Origin of the sequence: Pseudarthrobacter sp. PvP090 (assembly GCF_040547365.1) — a bacterium.
Taxonomy (GTDB): domain Bacteria; phylum Actinomycetota; class Actinomycetes; order Actinomycetales; family Micrococcaceae; genus Arthrobacter.
Genome location: NZ_JBEPPO010000017.1, coordinates 21,346 through 41,438 on the forward strand (window position 1 = coordinate 21,346; position 20,093 = coordinate 41,438).

Below are 20,093 nucleotides of genomic sequence, written 5' to 3' on the forward strand. Positions count from 1 at the left end.
ACCACACCGGGGAAATAGCGTGCGAACGACCAGCCGGAGGCGGAGTATTAACACAAAGCGAAGCCGGACACCTTCCGTACATCTAGGCCGGAGACGATCCCCCTGTGACTGAGCCACAACAGCAACCCCCACGCAGCGACCTTCCGAGGGCGCTGGCCACCGTCAGCCCGGACTTCCAGGCGCAACTTCCAGGGTCGCTGGCCGCACCGCCGGAGCGGACACTCGTCGACATTCTGCAGGACACGGCCAGGCGCTTCCCGGATGCCTCCGCCCTCGACGACGGCCACCAATCGCTCAGTTATGCCCAGCTGCTGACGGCGGTCCGGGCCAAAGCGCGGGAGCTGCACCGCGCAGGGCTGGGTGCCGGGGACAAAATCGGCGTCCGGATTCCCTCCGGCACCAACCAGCTCTACATCGCCATTCTGGCTGTGCTCCTTATCGGGGCAGCCTATGTCCCGGTGGACGCCGACGACCCCGAAGAGCGCGCCAAGCTGGTGTTCGGCGAAGCCCGGGTCGCCGGCATGTTACGCGGCGCCGGGGAGATTGTGACGGAGGGTTCCCGGCCCCGCCCGTTCCCGGCCCCGCGGCTGCCCGGCCCGGACGACGACGCCTGGGTCATCTTCACGTCCGGCTCCACCGGAACCCCCAAAGGCGTCGCCGTGCAGCACCGCTCCGCGGCGGCCTTCGTCGACGCCGAGGCCCGGATCTTCCTCCAGGACGAACCCGTCGGCCCGCAGGACCGGGTCCTGGCCGGTCTGTCGGTGGCCTTCGACGCCTCCTGCGAGGAAATGTGGCTGGCCTGGCGGCACGGCGCCTGCCTGGTCCCGGCACCGCGCGCCCTGGTCCGGACCGGCATGGACCTCGGCCCCTGGCTGATCAGCCACGGCATCACCGTCGTTTCCACCGTTCCGACCCTCGCCGCGCTCTGGCCGGTGGAGTCCCTGGAGAGCGTCCGCCTGTTGATTTTCGGCGGTGAGGCGTGCCCGCCGGACCTCGCCGAGCGCCTCGCCGTCGAAGGCCGCGAGGTCTGGAACACCTACGGCCCCACCGAGGCCACCGTCGTCGCCTGCGCCGCGCCGCTGGGCGGTCCCGGACCGGTCCGGATCGGCCTGCCGCTGGACGGCTGGGACCTCGCCGTCGTGGACGCCGACTCCCTGCCCGTCGCAGAAGGAGAAATCGGCGAACTGATCATCGGCGGCGTCGGCCTGGCCCGGTATCTCGACCCGGCCAAGGACGCCGAGAAATATGCCCCCATGCCCTCGCTCGGCTGGACGCGCGCCTACCGCTCCGGCGACCTGGTCCGCTACGAGGCCGCGGGGCTCATCTTCCAGGGCCGCGCCGACGAACAGGTCAAGCTGGGCGGGCGCCGGATCGAACTGGGCGAGATCGACGCCGCCCTGCAGGCGCTGCCGGATGTGGCCGGCGCGGCCGCCACGGTGCAGACGACGGCGGCCGGAAACCAGATCCTCGTCGGTTACCTGTCCCCCGCCGGCGGGCAGGATCTCGATCTGGCGGCCGCCCGGGAGCTCCTCGGCGAAAGCCTGCCGGCTCCCCTGATCCCGCTGCTGACCGTGGTCGATTCACTGCCCACCAAGACCAGCGGCAAAGTCGACCGGCACGCCCTGCCGTGGCCGCTGGCGGGGGCCGGCGCCGCCGACGCCGCAGCGGCCCCGTTGAACCTCCCGGACGATGCAACCTGGATCGTGGAACAGTGGAGTGCGGTGCTCGGCAGCGCCGTGTCCACCCTGGACGCCGACTTCTTCGCCTACGGCGGCGGGTCCCTTGCCGCCGCGCAGCTCGTCTCCGCCCTCCGCGTGCGCTACCCCACCATCACCGTGGCCGACATCTACGCCACTCCCCGGGTCGGGGCGCTTATCGACGCCGCGCGGCAGTCCCTGCCCGAGGGCGGGGCGGGCCCGGCCCCGGAACGCACGGTCCGGCGCACTGCCCGCAGGTCACAGGTCTTCCAGACCCTGATGGGCGTTCCGCTGCACATCCTTGTCGGGATGCGCTGGCTGACGTACCTGATGGCGGCGAACAACCTGCTGGCATCCTTTGCCGGCTTCACGGCGGCGCCCACGGTGTCCTGGTGGTGGGTGGGCGCCTCGTGGCTCGTCTTCGTCAGCCCTGCGGGCCGGATGCTGATCTCCATCGCCGCCGCACGGCTCCTGCTGCGCAAGGTGGTGCCGGGAACGTACCCGCGGTCCGGCCGGGTGCACCTGCGCCTGTGGCTGGCCGAACAGATCCAGGACCTGGCCGGCGCGGTGAGCCTGGCCAGCGCCCCCTGGGTGCCGTACTACGCCCGGGCCCTCGGGGCGAAGATCGGCGACGACGTCCAGCTCCACTCGCTGCCGCCCGTCACCGGCCTACTCTCGCTCGGCAGCGGCTGCAACGTCGAGCCCGAGGTCGATCTGTCCGGATGGTGGATCGATGGCGACATCGTCCACATCGGCGCCATCCGTATCGGGCCCGGCGCAACGGTCGGTGCCCGCAGTACGCTGATGCCCGGCGCCACGATCGGCGCCGGGGCCCGGGTGGAAGCCGGTTCGGCCGTGCTGGGCAAGGTGAAGTCCGGGCAGCTCGTCGCCGGGTCCCCCGCCGAGCGGCGCGGCAAGGCCAAACACTCCTGGCCGGAGACTCCCCCGGAGCACCGGCTGATCGGCCGGCTCTGGTTTGCCGGCTTCGCCACCGCCTCTGCCGTCCTGGCTCTGATCCCCTATGTGTCCGCCGCCGCCGCGGCCCTCGTGGTCTTTGGCTTTATCCGGGGCAGCGCCTCGCTGTCCGCCGCGCTGCCGCAGCTCCTGCTGTCCCTGCCGCCGGCGGCCCTGGTCTGGTTCCTGTCCAACCTCGTGCTGATCCTCCTCACCACCCGCCTCCTCGGCGTGGGGCTGGCCGAAGGCTATTACCGGGTGCGCAGCAGGATCGGCTGGCAGGTCTGGGCCACCGAACGGGTCCTGGATCTGGCCCGGGACCTGCTCTTCCCCATCTACGCCAGCCTCTTCACGCCCGTCTGGCTGCGCCTGCTGGGCGCCAGGATCGGCAAGAACGTGGAGGCCTCCACGGTCCTGCTGATCCCCAAGATGACCACCGTGGGCGAAGGCGCCTTCCTGGCCGACGACACGATGGTGGCCTCCTATGAGCTCGACGGCGGCTGGATGCGGATCGCCCCCGCCAAGATCGGCAAACGCTCCTTCCTGGGAAACTCCGGGATGACCGCGGCCGGCCGCAACGTGCCCAAGAACTCCCTCGTAGCAGTGCTCTCGGCAACTCCCGCAAAGGCGAAGTCCGGGACGTCCTGGCTGGGCAGCCCGCCGGTCCGGCTCCGCCGCACCGCCATCGCCTCCGACGACACGAGGACGTACGAGCCGCCGCTGAAGCTCAAGATCGCCCGGGCGCTGTGGGAGCTGTGCCGCTTTGTCCCCGTCGTGGCGACGGTCGCAGTCGCCGCCGCCGTCCTCATCGCCTTCGACTGGCTTGCCACGGTCTTCAATTACGGCATCGCGGCACTACTGGGCGGAGTCGTGATCCTGCTCGCCGGCGCCGCGGCCGCGGGCAGCGCCGTCGTCGCGAAGTGGCTGCTGGTGGGGAGGATCCGCCCCGGCGAGCATCCGCTGTGGAGCTCCTTCATCTGGCGCAATGAGGTCGTGGACACCTTCATCGAAATGGTCAGCGCGCCCTGGTTCGCGCGCTCGGCCACCGGGACCCCGGCCCTGGTCTGGTGGCTGCGGGCCCTCGGCGCACGGATCGGCGCCGGCACGTGGTGCGAAAGCTACTGGCTTCCCGAAGCGGACCTTGTGACCCTGGGCCGGAACTCCACGGTCAACCGCGGCTGCGTAGTCCAGACCCATCTGTTCCACGACCGCGTCATGAGCATCGACACTGTTACGCTCGATGACGGGGCAACGATGGGACCGCACGGAGTCATCCTCCCGCAGGCCCGGATTGGCAAGGGCGGCACCGTGGGCCCGGCATCCCTAGTGATGCGGGGCGAGACGGTGCCCGCCGCGAGCTACTGGATGGGGAATCCGGTGAGCCCGTGGGGCGGGCCGGCGGTGCCGGCCCCCAAGCCGAAGTAGCCCCGCGCCGTACGTTCCGCACCTGCAATCCCGAAAGCCGGTTTGATGAGTTCCAGTCCCCTGAGTTCCGCTGCCCCAGCGGGGGCCGGCAGCGGCCTGCCCGCGGACGAAGCGGCCGGTTCCCCCGATCCGTACCTGCCGGGTCATGGCACGGATGCCTACCGGGTGACCCGCTATGAACTTGAGCTGGACTACAAGCTCAGCAGCAACCGCCTGACGGGACGGGCGGTGGTGCATGCCGTGACGCAACGCCCGACGTCGGCCATTGTGCTGGACCTGACCGGGCTCCGGGCAACCAAGATTCAACTCAGCGGGCGGAGGGTGCGGAAGTTCAGCCAGCGTGCCGACCAGCTCGTCGTCGTCCCGGAGGCCGGTCTCCTGCCGGGTGAGGAGTTCACCCTCGACATCCGCTACGAGGGCAACCCCACCCCCCGCCGCGGGCTATGGGGCGAAGTGGGCTGGGAGGAACTGACCGACGGCGTACTCGTGGCGGGCCAGCCGAACGGCGCGCCATCCTGGTTCCCGTGCAACGACCACCCGCTGGACAAGGCCAGTTACCGGATTTCGGTGACCACGGATGCGAACTACCGGGCCGTGTGCAACGGGATCCTCATCGCCCGCACCAGCCGGTCCAGCCGCGAGACCTGGGTCTACGAGCAGTCCGAACCCATGGCCACATACCTCGCCACGGTCCAGATCGGCCGCTACGAGCTCCTGACCCTCAACCCCGTCAGTTCGGCGGCGCAGGTCCCCCAGTACGCGGCCGTTCCGTCGGCGCTGGCCGATGCGGCCCGTTCGGGGCTCGCAAGGCAGCCCGAGATGATGCGCACCTTCATCGACTGCTTCGGCCCGTACCCGTTCGCCGAGTACACGGTCGTGGTGGCGGGCGACGAGCTGGAAATCCCGCTGGAGGCCCAGGGCCTGTCCATCTTCGGCCCCAACCACCTCGAGCACGACTGGGACTCCCAGCGGCTCATCGCCCACGAGTTGTCCCACCAGTGGTTTGGCAATTCGCTGACGGCGGCCTCGTGGAAGGACATCTGGCTGCACGAGGGATTTGCCTGCTACGCGGAATGGATCTGGTCCGAAGAGGCCGGCGTCATGACCGTGGCCCGTCGGGCCGCCAGCGCGTGGCGGAAGCTGAGTGCCGGCAAACAGGACCTGCTCGTGGGCGATCCCGGTCCGGAGCTCATGTTCGATGACCGCGTGTACAAGCGCGGCGCCCTGGCGCTGCATGCACTGCGCCTGCGCTGCGGCGACCTGGCGTTCTTCTCCCTGCTGCATGAATGGGCCAGCCAGAACCGGCATGGCTCCGTCTCGACGCCACAGTTCATCCTCACCGCGGACCACGCGACAGGCCTCGACACCGAGTCGCTGCTGCACCCGTGGCTGTACCAGGAGGCCCTGCCGCCACTGCCGCTCAGCTAGGGCATGTCACGAAATGACGGGTGCCGTGCAACGTACCCGTTCAGGCTCATTGGATCAGGACGTCTTCCGGGTATGGTCCATCCGGAGGCGCCGGCCAGCCCGGACGGTCCGTGTCTGCTGCGGGCCATGGGTGCCCGGACAGAAATTCGTGCCAGTCCGCGAAGGGGTCCGGGGGAAGTTCCAGGTTGGGATCCCGGTCGGGGTCCGGCGGCAGGTCCAGGTCGGGATCCCAGCCTGGATACGCGGGCAGGCCTGAATCCATCAGTGTGTCCGGGAGCGTCTCGGCGGCCAGGATGCCGGGTGGCCAGTGGGGTGGTTCCCAGTCCTGCTGTTCGCTGGGATAGTAGCGCCCTGAGGGGGAAGTCCAGCCTGGCGGTTTGTCTTTGCTGGCCCCGCTCGGTGTCCAGGCTGAATTATGTTTGAGGCGGTGGTGTTTGCGGCACGGCTGGCCGAGGTTGGTGATCCCGGTGGTGCCTCCGTCGGCCCAGGCCAGAAGATGGTCGGCGTCGTTGTCCAGGGACGGGTTGTTGCAGCCGGGAAACGGGCACCGGCCGTCGCGGAGCCGGAGCCATTGGCGCATCGTCTTCGTGAGGCGGTAACTGGCCCGGCCGATTTCCAGCGGCGCACCGTCCCGGGGATCGACCAGGACCCGGTGGAACGAGCCGGCGCCGTCGGCGACCAGCCGGCGGGCCATGGAGGGCGGGATCGGACCATATCCGTCGAGCATCGCCGGTTCGTCCGTGGCGCCGAGGAGGGAGAGTACGGGGACGGTGATGAGGACCTGTGCGCGCGGGACCGGCACATCCCCGGCAAGGCCGTTGCCGTTGCCGTCGGTACCCGCGTTCAGGAGCAAGGTGGCGGCGATGTCGGCGCGAAGCTGGGTCAGGGTGCGTGCCTCGCCCGGGCCCTGCAGGGCCCGGGCGGCAACGGTGGTCCGGTCCCAGATCCCCGCGGCGGTATCCGCCGGCAGGTACGCCGAAAACCAGGCCATCCCGTCAGAGTCCGGGCGGAACTCGACCCGCCGGTCCTTCGCGCTTCTGGTGTGGCGTTTCTCGATGCTGTCCGGGTGGTGGCGCTCCCGCCACGAGCGCACTTTCGAGCGGAACCGGTACGGGACCAGGTCCCCGGCCGGGCACCCCCGGGCCGGGTTCGGGGCGTCGGGGTCCAGGAAGTGCGCCTCCAGCGCGGCCGCCCCGGCCGAATCCAGGTTCGCGGTTTCATCCACCATGACCCGGGCGTGCGCCCAGGAGATCGTCCCGGCACCCAGCGCCGCCAGGGTCAGCGGCAAACGGTTCGTCAGGGCCAGACAGTCGCCCAGAAACGCCCCGGCGGTCCCCGCTCCCACCGTCAGGACACACGCGACCTCTGCAGTCACCGCCATCTCCTGGCACCTGGCGTCCTGCAGGGCCACCGGCGGCGCGGCCAGGGCGTGGGTGGCCCGCACATAGGCCGCCGCCAGCAGCACCTTCAACGCAGCAAACCGCGCCTCCACCCCGGCCATGTCGGACAGGCCGTCCAGGCAATCGTCCGCCAGATCCTGCAACGGATCGTCCCACAACGGGCCGGCCCCGGACGGACCCATGTAACCAGCACCGGGAGAAGGACCCGTCTGACCAGAACCGGACGGACCAGTCTGATCAGAACCGGACAGATCCACGCGGCCAGAACCGGACGGACCAGCACTATCAGCCCCGTCCGGATCAGCGCGGCCAGCGCCGGCCCCGGCGACGGAATCCAGTGCCGCAGTCAACGCAGCGACGGCCGCCAGGGCCTCCCTGGCCTCCACACTCCATTCCGTGCTTTCCATACCCCCATCAAATCAGGAGGCTAAGACAATTAAGGGCCGCGCGGATTGGCTGGCTGCCAAATTGGCGGCAGCTGCTATTGAGCGCCAAACACCGCCAGCGCGGCGGCAAAGCCCGCGGGCAGACCCAAGGCAACAGTGTCCAGGTCGACGAGGACAGTGCCGTCCCCGTGCTCCGCATAGGCCTCGACGGAGGCCGGCTCAGTGCGCAGTCCTGTGCCGCGGGCCTTCAGTAGGGCTTCCTTGCGGGCCCAGGCGGCTGTCCGCCAGAGCGTGGCCTGGTCCGGCGCCAGGGCGGCGAGGAGCTGCCGCTCCGCTGGGGTGAGGGCGACGTCGTCGAACCCTGGGAACATCACGCCGGCGCTGTGTTCCAGGTCGACGCCGATCGCCACCCCGTCGGGACGGGCGGGACCGGCCGGACCAGCGGCCAGCAGCGCCCAGCCGTTGCTGCGGGACAGGCTCAGGCCCAGGCCGGCGGGGACCTGGCCGATCCGGTAGCCGGGCCGGCCGTGGTCAATCTCCGGGCCTGTTCCGTGATCCGGGCAGGCATAGGCGGCCGTCAGTTCACCGGGGCGTACTGCCAGGATCCCGGCAGCGAACTCCCGCAGCGCGATCCGGCCAGCCAGGAATTCCCGCCGGGTTGCCAGGTCCGTGATGCCGGCGGCACGAGCGCGTTCCGCCGGGTCAAGGAAGTCCTCACCGTCCGGCCCGACGTCGGCAAGACGAACGGACCGGACGGTGATTCCGGCTACGGTGAGAGTGCCCCCGTTCTCCCCGTGCTCCTCGTCCTTCAGCGTTGGACTGCTCCGAAACGCTCGTGGGCGACTGCCACGGCGCCCTCGCGGGCAGCGGACGCCTCGTCGGCGGTCAGCGTGCGGTCATCGGCCCGGAAGCGCAGGCTGAAGGCCAGCGACTTCTTGCCGTCCTCGATGCCCTTGCCCGCGTACACGTCAAAGAGTGCCACGTCCTCAAGCAGCTCCCCCGCGCCTTCGCGCAGGGCGCTCAGCACCTCGTCCGCCGGAACCTCCTGCGGCACCACCAGGGCGACGTCCTGGGTGGCCACCGGGTAGGTGGAGATGTGCCGGGCGACGATCACGTCGGCGGCGGCCTCGAAGAGGGCGTCCGCGTTGAATTCGAGCGCCACGGACCGTGCGGGCATGTCGTGGGCGGCCAGCAGCTTCGGGTGCAGCTCGCCGGCGTGGCCGAGGACCTCACCGGTGCGGAGCGCCAGCTGCGCTGTCCGTCCCGGGTGGAAGGCCTGGTGCTGGCCCTGGCTGATGACGATCTCGACGCCGAGCACGTCGCCGGCGATCCGGGCGATGTCCAGGGCATCCGCCCAGTCCCAAGCCCGGGGCGCGTGGCCGGCGGCGGCCGGTGAGTCGTGTCCGGTGAGCACGGCGGCGAGGTAGAGCGGCTGGTCGGGGACGCCGTCGTACAGGCCGTCCAGGACCTCGTCGCTGGGCCTGACGCCAAGCGGCGGGATCGAGGCAGTGCCGAGGGTGTCGCCCGGCAGGAACACCAGGCCGGCTTCGAACAGTGCCAGGTCGCGGAAGCCGCGTGAGTGGTTGCGCTTGGCGACCTCGATCAGGCCCGGCAGGATCGAGGTGCGCAGGTAGCCCTGCTCCTCGCTGATCGGGTTGGCGAGCTTGAGAGCCTTCCGCGGCGATCCTTCCGTGGACACGCCGAAGGTGTCATTGGCGGCCTTGGAGACGAACGGGTAGGCGAGGACCTCGGTGAGGCCGGACGCCGCCAGGGCCTGGAGCAGGCGCCGGCGCTGCTGCTGGACGCGGGTCAGCCCGCGGCCCGGCGGCGCCACCGGCAGGGACGCCGGGATCTGGTCATAGCCGACCAGCCGTGCGATCTCCTCGGAAAGGTCTTCCTTGGTTTCCAGGTCGTTCCGCCAGCTCGGGGCGGTCACAAGGTACCCGCCGTCGTTCTTCGCGACGACGGCGCCCAGGTCCTCGAGCGAGGTGAGGATCTGGTCCTCGGTGAAGTCGATGCCGATCCGTTCCGCGGCGAAGGCAGCGGGCAGTTCGACGGTGACGGCGTCCGGTGCGGTGCCGACGTCGGTCCCCTCGGCCACGGCGGTGCCGCCGGCGAGCTCGACCAGGAGGTCGACGACGCGCTGGGCGGCCACGCCGGCTACCTGCCAGTCGACGCCGCGTTCGAAGCGCTTGGACGCCTCGGACGGGAGCTTGTGGCGGCGGCGGGAGCGGGCGATGGACACTTCGTCGAAGTGCGCTGCCTCAACGAGGACGTTCGTGGTGGAGTCGGACACCTCGGTGGCGGCGCCGCCCATCACGCCGGCAATGCCGATCGCACCGGAACCGTCGGTGATGAGGAGGTCCTCGACGTCGAGCGCGCGTTCCTTGGCGTCCAGGGTGGTGATCTTTTCCCCGGCCACCGCACGGCGGACCACGATGTCGCCGGACAGCGTGTCCAGGTCGTAGCAGTGCGTGGGCTGGCCGAGTTCGAGCATGACGTAGTTCGAAATGTCCACGGGCAGCGAGATGGAGCGGATGCCGGCAAGCCGCAGCCGGGAGGTCATCCACGGCGGTGTCGGCTTCGTGGCGTCGACGCCGCGGACGGTGCGGGCCACAAAGCGGTCACAGCCGGGCTTGCCGTAGATCGGGGCGTCGTCATTGAGTTTGACGCCGTAGCCGCCGGCGAGTTGCGCGGGTGCCTGGACCTTCGACGCCGGGTCCGTGAAGGACGTGCCGGTGGCGTGGGCGTATTCGCGGGCCACACCGCGGATGGAGAAGGCGTAGCCGCGGTCCGGGGTGACGTTGATTTCGGCGGCCTGGTCGTAGAGACCGAGCAGCTCCATGGCGTCGGTGCCGATTTCCGGGTCCAGCCCGATCCGGGACAGCACCAGGATGCCGTCGTGGTCCTCGCCGATGCCGAGCTCGCGCACGGAGGCGATCATGCCGGCGGACAGGTGGCCGTAGGTCTTCCGGGCGGAGATGTGGAAGTCGCCGGGCAGCAAGGCGCCGGGGAGGGTGACCACCACCTTGTCGTCTTCCACGAAGTTGTGGGCGCCGCAGATGATGCCCTGGACACCGGAGGGGTCGATGCCCTCGCCGGTGAGGCTCTGCTGCTGCCCTTCGGGGACCACGCGGACCTGGCACCAGTTGATGGTTTTGCCGTTGGTCTGGGGTTCCTTGACGATGCTCAGGACCTGGCCCACCACGATGGGGCCCTGGAGGGTGTCGGTGGGCCGGTGGACTGCTTCTTCTTCAAAGCCGACCTTGACCAGTTCGGCCATCACGTCTTCGGCCGTTGCTCCGGCCGGTACCTGCGCGAATTCACGCAGCCAGGAAAGTGGGATACGCACTGTTAGATCTCCATCCCGAAGTGCTCGCTGAAACGTACGTCGCCTTCGATCATGTCGCGCATGTCGCCGACCTCGTTGCGGAACATGAGGGTCCGCTCGATGCCCATGCCGAAGGCAAAACCTGAATAGATGTCCGGATCGATGCCCGCGGCGCGGAGCACGTTGGGGTTGACCATGCCGCAGCCGCCCCATTCGATCCAGCTGGGGCCGCCCTTGGCGCCCGGGTGCCAGATGTCCAGCTCGGCGGACGGTTCGGTGAACGGGAAATAGTTGGGACGCAGCCGGATCTGGGCCTCGTCGCCGAACATCTGGCGCGCGAAGTGCTCCAGGGTGCCGCGGAGGTCAGCCATGCTGAGCTTCTTGTCGATGGCCAGGCCCTCGAACTGGTGGAACACCGGAGTGTGGGTGGCGTCGAGCTCATCGGTGCGGAAGACTTTCCCCGGGCACAGCACGTAGATGGGCAGTTCGCGTTCCAGCATGGAGCGGACCTGCACCGGGGAGGTGTGAGTGCGCATCAGCAGGTGGGCCTCGGGCGGCTCCACGAAGAAGGTGTCCTGCATTTCGCGTGCGGGGTGGTCCGGCTTGAAGTTCAGCGCGTCGAAGTTGAACCACTCGGACTCGACCTCGGGGCCTTCGGCGATCTCCCAGCCCATGCCGACGAAGATGTCCGCGACGCGTTCCTGCAGGGTGGACAGCGGGTGGCGTGCACCGGCCCGACGGCGGCGCGGGGCGGCCGTGACGTCGACTGTCTCCTCGACCAGGATGCGCGCGTCGTTCTCGGCTTCGAGCTCGGCCGTGCGGTCCGCGAGCGCCTTGTTGACGCGTCCGCGGGAGGAGCCCATTAGCTTGCCGGCGGCGGCCTTCTGGTCCTTCGGCAGCCCGCCGATTTCGCGGTTGGCGAGGCTCAGCGCGGACTTCTCCCCGGTGTGCGCGAGGCGCACGGCCTTGAGTTCATCGAGCGTGGAGGCGGCGGCAATGGCGGCAACGGCCTGGTCTACGGCGGCGGTGATGGCGGCTTCATCCAGGGGATTCGGGACGCCGGCGCCCGGCAAAGTTTCAGTCATCTACTGTTCTTAGCTACGAGTCGGTTCATGCCAACGCACAGGACCATCAACAGGAGCAGGGACCGGCGCGTTGGCAAAGGGCAGGGCTCGCCAAAATCGCTCCGGCGGGCACTCCCCACCAGTCTAGTTGAACGGGCTCAGGTGCCCGAACGTGACGGTGCCCCCGGGCCTTCGGCGCTGCTGCTCGTCCCGTCCGTCCGGCCCCGCTCTCCGGCACTTCCATCCCTTCCAGGCGCTTATCCCGCAGGCGGGTCCCCGGCTACCATGGCCTCATGACGCCGGGACAACGACTGCGGCAGCTGGCCAATTTACTCAATGCAACAACTCCCCTGGGGTTGCTGCTGGCCGGCTGTGCCCGCGCCCCCGTCCGCCGCGGACCGCGGGGGCTGCTGATCGCCACCGGGTACCGCTGGCGGCTGCCCTTCGCAGGCGCCTTCACTGTCGGCAACGTGGTGATCTTCCGTGCCGGACCCGCCCAAGCCCTGGCCGACCCGGTGCTGCTGGGGCACGAGGAGCGCCACTGCACCCAGTACGCCTGGTGCCTTGGCCTTCCCTTCCTGCCGCTGTATTTCCTCGCGGCAGGCTGGTCCCTGGCCCGGACGGGCAACCCCGGCACGCGCAACGTCTTTGAACGGCACGCCGGGCTGCAGGCCGGCGGCTACCCGGAGCCGGGCGACCGGATCCAGGCGGCAACCATCGGCAGGACGGGCCCGGCGGCCCGCGAGCGGAACGAGGCATGACATGAGCGACAGCCCCAGGACCATCTCCGTCACCGGATCAGGCAGCGCGGAGGCCGCACCGGACCTGCTGACCCTCTCGATCGGCGTCGAGTGCCGCCGGGAGGACGTCGGCACTGCCTACGGCGAGGCGGGCCGGGTCTCTGCCGCCATCACGGCGGCGCTTCGCGGGTACGGCGTGGCGGATCCGGACATCACGACGTCGGGACTCAATGTCCGTGCCGAAGTGAACTGGCAGGAGGGCCGGGGCCAGGTTGTCTCGGGCTACCTGGCCTCGAGCGTGTTGAGCGTCCGGATCAGGGACCTGGGGGCGTCGTCGGAGGTCATCGCCGCCGCGGTGGCGGCCGGCGGAAACGATGTCCGGCTCAACGGGCTGGAGCTCGGCTTCGCTGATCCCGCCATTGTGACCGCCCGGGCCCGGGAAGCTGCCTGGCAGGACGCCCTCACGACAGCCGGCCACTTCGCGTCCCTCGCCGGGGCCTCGCTGGGCAAGGTGGTATCCCTCACGCAGCAGACTGGTTACCCGGCGCCAATCCCGGTGGCGAAAATGCAGCGGGCCGCCGCAGTGGAGTCGCTCACCGTGGAGGCCGGCGAATCCAGCATCAGCGCCACCGTCAACGTCGTGTGGGAGCTGCTCGGCTGAGGCGCCGCGGGACCCCAGCATCCGCGGCTAGCAGGGTCCGGGACCGGCAGGGCCCGGGACCGGCTAGTGCGTGGCGCCGGCGGCGATCCTGAGGTCCACCGAGGTCGCCAGGGTGCTGCGGACCACGACGGCGAGCGCCTCGGCCAGCTGTTCCAGCGGCAGCGGCGGATCCGTGCTCCCCGGCGGCAGCTGGGCGGGCTCGTAGGGAACGTGGACGAAGCCTCCGCGGGTTCCGGGCCGCAGCCGGAGGGCGTGCATCAGCCCGTAGAAGACGTGGTTGCAGACATAGGTGCCCGCTGTCTGGGAGACCTCGGCAGGGATCCCCGCCGCCAGGAGCGCCGCGAGCGCCGCCTTCACCGGAAGGGAGCTGAAGTACGCGGCCGGTCCCCCGGTGACCACCGGCTGGTCTACGGGCGAGTTGCCGGCATTGTCCGGGATCCGGGCGTCGTCGCAGTTGATCGCGATCCGTTCCAGTGAGATCCGGGGCCGCCCGCCGGCTTGGCCCGCACAGATCACCACGTCGGGGCGGTACTGCTCCAGCGCCGCTTCCAGCACCCGGACCGCATCCCCAAAGACGCAGGGCAGTTCCACGGCCTGCGCATCGAGCCCCTCGGCGCGGAGCCGGGCCGCGGCCTCCCGTGCGGCCGACCACGACGGGTTGGTGCTCTCGCCGCCGAACGGCTCGAACCCTGTCAGGAGAATCATCGCCCCAGCCTAACAAGGCGTCCGGAGGGCAAATAGTGACCGGCGGGGGCCGGCGGGATTCTGCAGGGCCGGCGGAACGGGCGGCGGGATACCCATGTGACCGGCCGGGGCCCTTGACTTAAACTCGAACATACATTCGAATGGAGCCATGAGATGGGACGCACAAGCACTCAAACCGGCGCTTGCAGACAGTGCCCCTGGAACCGGGTCCGCCAGCGACGGCGCACCCAGTGACGGCGCACCCGGGCAACCGGGCGGGCGCAGCCAGTCCCCCGCCACCGATGCCCTGCTCCCCCTGATCGGGCTCGTGCGTTCCGTGACCACCCCCGAGTTTGCCGGCGTCACTTTCCATGAGGTCACCGCCAAATCGGTGCTCAACAAAGTGGCCGCCGGTTCGCGGATGCCGTTCGAGTGGACCATCAACCCCTACCGCGGCTGCAGCCACGCGTGCGTGTACTGCTTCGCCCGGAAGAGCCACACCTACCTCGACTTCGACGCCGGGCTGGACTTCGACAGCCAGGTGGTGGTGAAGATCAACGCCGCCGAGGTCTTGCGCCGGGAACTGGCCAAGCCCTCCTGGGGACGGCAGCATGTGGCCCTGGGGACCAACACGGACCCCTACCAGCGGGCCGAGGGCCGCTACCAGCTCATGCCGGGCATCATCGGGGCCCTGGCCGATTCCGGCACGCCCCTGTCGATCCTGACCAAGGGCACGCTGCTGGCCCGTGACATCCCGCTCCTGAAGCACGCCGCCGCCCAGGTGCCCGTCGGCGTGGGCATCTCGCTGGCGATGACGGATGAGCGCCTCTCCGAAGCCGTGGAGCCCGGCACACCCGGTCCGCGTGCGCGCCTCAAGCTGATCTCCCGGCTCCGGGAGGCGGGGCTGCCGTGCGGGGTGATGGCGATGCCCATCCTGCCGTGGCTCTCGGACAGCGACGACGCCCTGGATTCGCTGTTCGGCTCCCTGGCCGCGGCGGGTGCCACCGGCGTCACGGCGGGGGCCCTCTACCTCAAGCCCGGAACCCGGGAATGGTTCATGCAGTGGATTGCGCGGGAACATCCCCAGCTCGCCGGCAAGTACCGGCGGCTGTACGGCACCGGCTCCTACGCCTCCCCGGAGTACCGGGCCTGGCTGTCCGGACGCATCCGCTACTTCAAGGCCCGCCATGGTTTCTCCGGGTCGCAGGGCTTCAGCCACCGCGACGTCAACGACGAACCCGGCAGCAGCGATCCCCGGGACGAGGAAGCACAATACCCGGCCGGGAGCATCCCAGAGGCGGGAGCACTCCCCGGCGGCGCGCGGTCCGCAACCAATGCCAGGCAGCCCACCCTGTTCTAGGCGGTTTCCGGAGGGTTGTCTGGAGGGCTTGTCTACAGGGCCTTCACGGCGCCCAGGACCCGGGTGAGGGAGTCCTTGGCGTCACCGAACAGGAGGGTGGTCTTTGGATCAAAGAGCAGTTCGTTCTCGATCCCGGCGAAACCCGGCCGCATGGAGCGCTTGAGGAACACCACCTGGCCGGCCTGGGCCACTTCCAGGATCGGCATCCCGTAGATCGGGGCCCCGGGCGTGGACTTGGCGGCAGGATTCACCACGTCGTTGGCGCCCACGATGAGCGCGACGTCGGTGTTCGGGAACTCCGGGTTGGCCTCCTCGAGCTCCTTCAGCGCCTCGTAGGGGACGTTGGCTTCCGCGAGGAGGACGTTCATGTGGCCCGGCATCCGCCCGGCCACCGGGTGGATGGCGAAGACCACCTCGACGCCGCGGGCCGCCAGGGCCGTGGCGAGCTCGGCGATGGTGTGCTGGCCCTGGGCCACGGCGAGCCCGTACCCCGGGACGATCACCACCCGCTGCGCATAGCCGAGCTGGACGGCGACGTCCTCCGGCGAGGAGGAGCGCACCGGCCGGTCGCTCTGCACGGTGGATCCCGCCGTCGAGCCGCCCCGGAAGGCGCCGAACATGATGCCCGTGACGCCGCGGCCCATGGCGGACGCCATCACCTTGGTCAGGATCGTACCGCTGGCCCCGACGAGCGTGCCGGCGACCAGGAGGAGCACATTGCCCAGCACAATGCCGGATGCCGCGACGGCGAGGCCGGTGAAGGCGTTGAGCAGGGAGATCACGATCGGCACGTCGGCCCCGCCGACGGGCAGCACCAGCAGCAGACCTGCCGCGAGGCCCAGCACCAACAGCGCCACGGCCCAGCCGACTGAACCCGTGGCCACCACGAAGCCTCCGGCGGCGACGGCCCCGAGCACGACGGCGCCCATCAGCACCGGCATGCCGGGGAAGACCAGGGGGCGGGTGCTGATCAGCTCCTGCAGCTTGCCGACCGTCACGGCCGAACCGGCAAAGGACACCGCGCCGACGAGCATGGTGAACACCACGGCCAGCCGCACCCAGGGGTCCTCGTTGTGGCCGAGCTCCAGTACCGCCACCAGCGCTGCGGCGCCGCCGCCGACCCCGTTGAACAGGGCGACCAGTTGCGGCATCTGGGTCATCTGCACGCGCCGGGCCACCGGCACGGCCACGGCGGACCCGACGGCGATCGCGGCGATGATCAGCGGGATGTTTTCCAGTTTCGCGGAGAGGAACACCGTCACCACGGCCAGGAGGGCACCGGCCGCTCCGATGGCGTTGCCGCGCCGGGCGGTCCGGGGAGAGCTCAGGCCCTTCAGTGCGAGGATGAAGCAGACGGAGGCCGCCAGGTAGAACAGGGCGGTCCATCCCGGGCCGAGGACGCTCATGGACCGTCCTCCCCGAAGCCGGCCCGGGGCCGTGCCGGCTTCCGGCTTCCGAACATCTCCAGCATCCGGTCGGTGACGACGAATCCGCCGACCAGGTTGGCGGTGGCCATCACCACGGCGATGAGGGCGATGGTCAGCAACCACGGGTCGCTGGCCTGCCCGGCGACGATGATCGCGCCGACGAGGATGATCCCGTGGATGGCGTTGGCACCGGACATCAGCGGGGTGTGGAGCTTGCTGGTCACCTTGGAAACAACTTCAAACCCTACGAAAACAGCGAGCACCACCACGGTCAGCAGCGTGATCGGATCCATCATTTGAGGGCCTCCAGTGCTTCGGCGGTGGCGGCATGCCGCACGGAGCCGCCATGGGTCAGGCAGGCACCGGCGACAACTTCGTCGTCGAAGTCCGGGACAACCTTGCCGTCGGCAGTCATCAGGGCCAGCAGGTTGGCGATGTTCTTGGCGAACAGCCGGGAGGCATCGGAGGGCATCGCGGAAGCGGCATCCTGCAGGCCCACCAGGGTCACGGTTCCGCCGTCCACCGGGACCTGGAGATCACGGCCGGCGATGACCCCTTCGACGTTGCCGCCGGATTCCGCGGCCAGGTCGACGACGACCGAACCGGCCCGCATGCCGGCCACCATGTCGGTCGTCACGAGGAGGGGTGCCGCCCGGCCGGGGATGGCCGCCGTGGTGATGAGGACATCCGCCGCCGCGACATGCGGGGCCAGCAGGGCGCGCTGGCGTTTGGCCCGCTCCTCGCCCAGCTCCCGGGCGTAGCCGCCACTGCCCCCAGCGGACGTGTCCGCCGTTCGAGTGTCGAGATCCAGGTGGATGAACGTGCCGCCCATCGAGGCGACCTCATCGGCGGAGGCCGCACGGATGTCGTTGGCGGAGACCCGCGCACCCAGTCGCTTCGCGGTGCCGATCGCCTGCAGCCCGGCGACTCCTGCACCCAGGACGAGCACGCGTGCGGGCGGGATCGTTCCGGCGGCCGTCATGTAGAGCGGGAAGAACCGCGGGTAGCGCAAGGCGGCCTCCAGGACGGCGCGGTAGCCCGAGACCAGCGATTGGGAACTGAGCGCGTCCATGGACTGGGCCCGGGAGATGCGCGGCACCAGCTCCAGCGCGAAGGACGTGACACCGGCGGCGGCGAGGGCGCCCACGCCGGGCAGTTCCGACCCCGGCGAAGCGAACCCGATGGTAATGGTGCCGGGCCGGAGCCGCCCGGCGGTCTCCGGCTCGAGCGGCCGGACGTGCAGCAGGACATCCAGTGACCCGGCGGTCAGCTCCGGAACGACTGATGCTCCCGCCGCGGCGTAGGCGGCGTCCGCGTACCCGGCGTCGGTGCCCGCATTGCACTCCACCGCCACGTCCAGGCCGAGGGCCCGGAGTTGTTGCACCGTCTCGGGTGTGGCGGCAACCCGTCGCTCCCCTGCACGTTGCTCCCGTCTGACACCGACCTGCACGGGTTGCTCCTCTCGATTCGCTTCAGCGTAGTCACATGCTTCACGCTTTGGCGAGAGGTGGGGCTCCGGCGGCCCCGCGGGCTCAGCTCAGTTCGCGGAAACGCCCGGGTCCGGCAGCCTGTCCAACAGCGCCTCGACGATCGGCAGGTCAGCCGGGATCCATGGCAGGCCCAGCACCTCGCCGCGGTCCCGCAGGTTGATCCAGCGCAGCTCATCGTGGTCCTGGAGGGGGTGGGGAACGCCGTCGAGCAGCTCCGCGAACCACACCCGCATCGCCGCGCGCTCATTGAGCGGCCAGCCGTCGGCGGATCCGCTGCCCAGTTCGGCGCCGAGCCGGATCGTCACGCCCAGCTCTTCGAGGAGCTCGCGGTGCAGGGCCTGCTCGCCAGTCTCGCCGGACTCGACCTTGCCGCCGGGAAACTCCCACATGCCGGCGAAGTGCGGCGGCGCCGTGCGCCGGGCCACGAGCAGCCGGCCGGGGTCTGCCAGGGAGTCCAGTACGGCGCCGCCGACGACGCTGATAAGTCCAGTCACGCCCCCAAGTCTAGACATCTCGCGGGGCCAGAGCGTCAAGGCTGGGATATCTGCGAAGTTTCGCGAGCACGCAGCGGGCCCGATCCGTCGCCCCGCCTGGGCCATGGCCGGCCCGGCGACGCGGGGATCCTGGCTTCGTGTCTGCCCAGGAGTTCGGCCCTTTGCTTGACGGCGCTGACGTAGTCCGCGAAGGACCGTTCCAAGTCGGGGACGGTGCTCCACATCGGGCCCAGCAGTGGGCCGCTGAATTCCTCCCTGACGCGCAGGTTTGTCATGCCACCGCGGGGAGTCACCGTAAACGTGCACACGCTCTTGAACAGGCCCCAGGGCAGGCCTCCGGTCCAGGTCATCACCTCGCCCGGTATTTGCTGGACGCGCAGTCGGAAAGTGCGGTTCCCGCCGGTGCGGGTCCGGACTCTTATCGGGGCGCCGTTGCGCAGATGGCCGTCGATGCGGGTAATGCCGGAATCCCAGACGGTGTAGTTGCCGCAGTCCGTGATAATTTCCCATACCGTGGAGGTCCGGGCATTGATCAGGGCCTCGGCCTCAAAGGATTTCATGGCGCTGCCGAACCGGTATCCCAAGAGTTTCCCCGAAACTCATCTTTGGCTTCCCTGCTTTCACCGGGAGCGGTCAGCACTTGGCCGCAGTCTGCAGGTCGCTGACCGCGGCCTGGACCTTGGCTGCTTCGTCCCGCAGGGAGCCGACAGCCTGGGTCAGGGTGGCATCGTCAGGAACGGCTTTGACGGCTCGGTCGAACTCGTTTTCAGCCGCCTTAACGGCGTCAACCTCGTCTCTCGCTACGTCCTGGGCCGCCTTGATCAGATCGTCATAAGTCTTCACGACCTGATCCCGTGCCGAATCGAGCTGCCCCACCGTGACACCAGGCTTGAGTGTCTGCTTGAAATCTGTCAGGGCTGCGGCATAGGCACTGGCAGCAGCACACGCCTGCGAAACGTTTTCCTGCGCTCTGGCGCTGCTGACGCTCGTGCCGGGGCTGGAAGTGCTGCAGCCCGCCAGCATTGCGACGGCGACCCCGAGTGCGATCGATCCTGCAAGAATTGGGCGTGGTCTCGACATTGGAGACTCCTTTCCGAGAAGGGGTGCGGCAGACAGCCCTGGGGGGGGGGGGGGGGGGGGGGGGGGGGGGGGGGGGGGGGGGGGGGGGGGGTGGTCCCCCCCCTCCCGCTGGGGGGGGGCGGCCCGCCGCCCCCCCCCCCCCCCCCCGGGGCGGCCCGCCGCCCCCCCCCCCCCCCCCCCCCCCCCCCCCCCGGCAAGTACGACCATTGTCGAGCCGCACCGGGGGTGCTGACCTCATCCGGGGCAGGTGATCCGTAGTGGCAACAACCGGGCTCCTCCCCCACCGGAAGGCCCGGGTCATCCGCTGATGGGCGCCCACTAGGACAAATTTGGGGCGCTGCCGGCTCAGGGGACAATGGATGGGGGCCGCCTTCGGCGAGTACCCGGAATACCTTGCGCGCCATCCCCGTTGCACACCCCAGAGCACACATCAGATTTAATTTGCCGCATTCTCCTGGCTCCAGCCGGGAAC

General features: G+C 69.8%; 16 protein-coding genes. 5 read left to right on the forward strand and 11 right to left on the reverse strand.

Annotated features, from left to right (window positions below):
• Positions 1 to 152 precede the first annotated feature (152 nt).
• Positions 153 to 4,076, forward strand: coding sequence for a Pls/PosA family non-ribosomal peptide synthetase (locus ABIC21_RS17770; protein ID WP_354351760.1), 3,924 nt, complete (start codon positions 153 to 155; stop codon positions 4,074 to 4,076).
• Positions 4,077 to 4,121: 45 nt separating this feature from the next.
• On the forward strand, positions 4,122 to 5,504 hold the full coding sequence (locus ABIC21_RS17775) for a M1 family metallopeptidase (RefSeq protein ID WP_354351704.1): 1,383 nt from the start codon (positions 4,122 to 4,124) through the stop codon (positions 5,502 to 5,504).
• A gap of 46 nt (positions 5,505 to 5,550) precedes the next feature.
• On the opposite strand, the gene ABIC21_RS17780 is transcribed toward ABIC21_RS17775, so the two are convergent.
• The 4 genes from ABIC21_RS17780 to pheS all read right to left on the reverse strand — a co-directional run bounded on the left by ABIC21_RS17780 (position 5,551) and on the right by pheS (position 11,706).
• Positions 5,551 to 7,086: an HNH endonuclease signature motif containing protein gene (locus ABIC21_RS17780; protein ID WP_354351705.1), complete on the reverse strand. Its 1,536-nt coding sequence runs from the start codon at positions 7,084 to 7,086 to the stop codon at positions 5,551 to 5,553.
• A 299-nt stretch (positions 7,087 to 7,385) separates the two neighbouring features.
• On the reverse strand, positions 7,386 to 7,700 hold the full coding sequence (locus tag ABIC21_RS17785) for a 4'-phosphopantetheinyl transferase family protein (RefSeq protein WP_354351706.1): 315 nt from the start codon (positions 7,698 to 7,700) through the stop codon (positions 7,386 to 7,388).
• A gap of 398 nt (positions 7,701 to 8,098) precedes the next feature.
• Entirely contained in the window at positions 8,099 to 10,642 is a 2,544-nt protein-coding gene (gene pheT / locus ABIC21_RS17790; protein WP_354351707.1) for a phenylalanine--tRNA ligase subunit beta, read from the reverse strand.
• A 2-nt stretch (positions 10,643 to 10,644) separates the two neighbouring features.
• Positions 10,645 to 11,706 carry a phenylalanine--tRNA ligase subunit alpha gene (pheS, locus tag ABIC21_RS17795; protein WP_354351708.1) on the reverse strand — a complete coding sequence of 354 codons (1,062 nt, stop codon included), beginning with the start codon at positions 11,704 to 11,706 and terminating at the stop codon, positions 10,645 to 10,647.
• A gap of 272 nt (positions 11,707 to 11,978) precedes the next feature.
• Here pheS and ABIC21_RS17800 point away from each other — a divergent pair, with 272 nt between their 5' ends.
• Together ABIC21_RS17800 and ABIC21_RS17805 are read left to right on the forward strand one after the other, a co-directional pair.
• The gene (locus tag ABIC21_RS17800) at positions 11,979 to 12,446 is read left to right on the forward strand and encodes a hypothetical protein (protein WP_354351709.1); all 468 of its coding nucleotides are present in this window, start codon (positions 11,979 to 11,981) and stop codon (positions 12,444 to 12,446) included.
• Between the two features lies 1 nt (position 12,447).
• Positions 12,448 to 13,086 (forward strand): SIMPL domain-containing protein, encoded by a 639-nt coding sequence (locus ABIC21_RS17805; protein ID WP_354351710.1) that lies wholly within the window; start codon positions 12,448 to 12,450, stop codon positions 13,084 to 13,086.
• Positions 13,087 to 13,149: 63 nt separating this feature from the next.
• Here the strand turns inward: ABIC21_RS17805 and pcp are convergent, their stop codons facing one another.
• On the reverse strand, positions 13,150 to 13,791 hold the full coding sequence (pcp, locus tag ABIC21_RS17810) for a pyroglutamyl-peptidase I (RefSeq protein WP_354351711.1): 642 nt from the start codon (positions 13,789 to 13,791) through the stop codon (positions 13,150 to 13,152).
• A 148-nt stretch (positions 13,792 to 13,939) separates the two neighbouring features.
• On the opposite strand from pcp, the gene ABIC21_RS17815 reads away from it, so the two are divergent.
• The gene (locus tag ABIC21_RS17815; protein WP_354351712.1) at positions 13,940 to 15,130 is read left to right on the forward strand and encodes an Rv2578c family radical SAM protein; all 1,191 of its coding nucleotides are present in this window, start codon (positions 13,940 to 13,942) and stop codon (positions 15,128 to 15,130) included.
• Between the two features lie 32 nt (positions 15,131 to 15,162).
• Here ABIC21_RS17815 and ABIC21_RS17820 read toward each other — a convergent pair whose 3' ends face one another.
• From ABIC21_RS17820 to ABIC21_RS17845, 6 genes are all read right to left on the reverse strand, one after another.
• Positions 15,163 to 16,536 (reverse strand): NAD(P)(+) transhydrogenase (Re/Si-specific) subunit beta, encoded by a 1,374-nt coding sequence (locus ABIC21_RS17820; RefSeq protein WP_354351713.1) that lies wholly within the window; start codon positions 16,534 to 16,536, stop codon positions 15,163 to 15,165.
• Complete coding sequence (locus tag ABIC21_RS17825) at positions 16,533 to 16,850, reverse strand: NAD(P) transhydrogenase subunit alpha part 2 (protein ID WP_354351761.1); 318 nt, start codon at positions 16,848 to 16,850, stop codon at positions 16,533 to 16,535. The genes ABIC21_RS17820 and ABIC21_RS17825 overlap by 4 nt, the downstream gene beginning before the upstream one ends.
• On the reverse strand, positions 16,850 to 18,007 hold the full coding sequence (locus tag ABIC21_RS17830; protein ID WP_354351714.1) for a Re/Si-specific NAD(P)(+) transhydrogenase subunit alpha: 1,158 nt from the start codon (positions 18,005 to 18,007) through the stop codon (positions 16,850 to 16,852). Before ABIC21_RS17830 ends, ABIC21_RS17825 begins: the two co-directional genes overlap by 1 nt.
• Positions 18,008 to 18,094: 87 nt before the next feature.
• Positions 18,095 to 18,541, reverse strand: a complete 447-nt coding sequence (locus ABIC21_RS17835; RefSeq protein WP_354351715.1) for a (deoxy)nucleoside triphosphate pyrophosphohydrolase — start codon at positions 18,539 to 18,541, stop codon at positions 18,095 to 18,097.
• A 35-nt stretch (positions 18,542 to 18,576) separates the two neighbouring features.
• Positions 18,577 to 19,101, reverse strand: coding sequence for an SRPBCC family protein (locus ABIC21_RS17840; RefSeq protein ID WP_354351716.1), 525 nt, complete (start codon positions 19,099 to 19,101; stop codon positions 18,577 to 18,579).
• 73 nt (positions 19,102 to 19,174) lie between these two features.
• The gene (locus ABIC21_RS17845; protein WP_354351717.1) at positions 19,175 to 19,621 is read right to left on the reverse strand and encodes a hypothetical protein; all 447 of its coding nucleotides are present in this window, start codon (positions 19,619 to 19,621) and stop codon (positions 19,175 to 19,177) included.
• Positions 19,622 to 20,093: the final 472 nt, after the last annotated feature.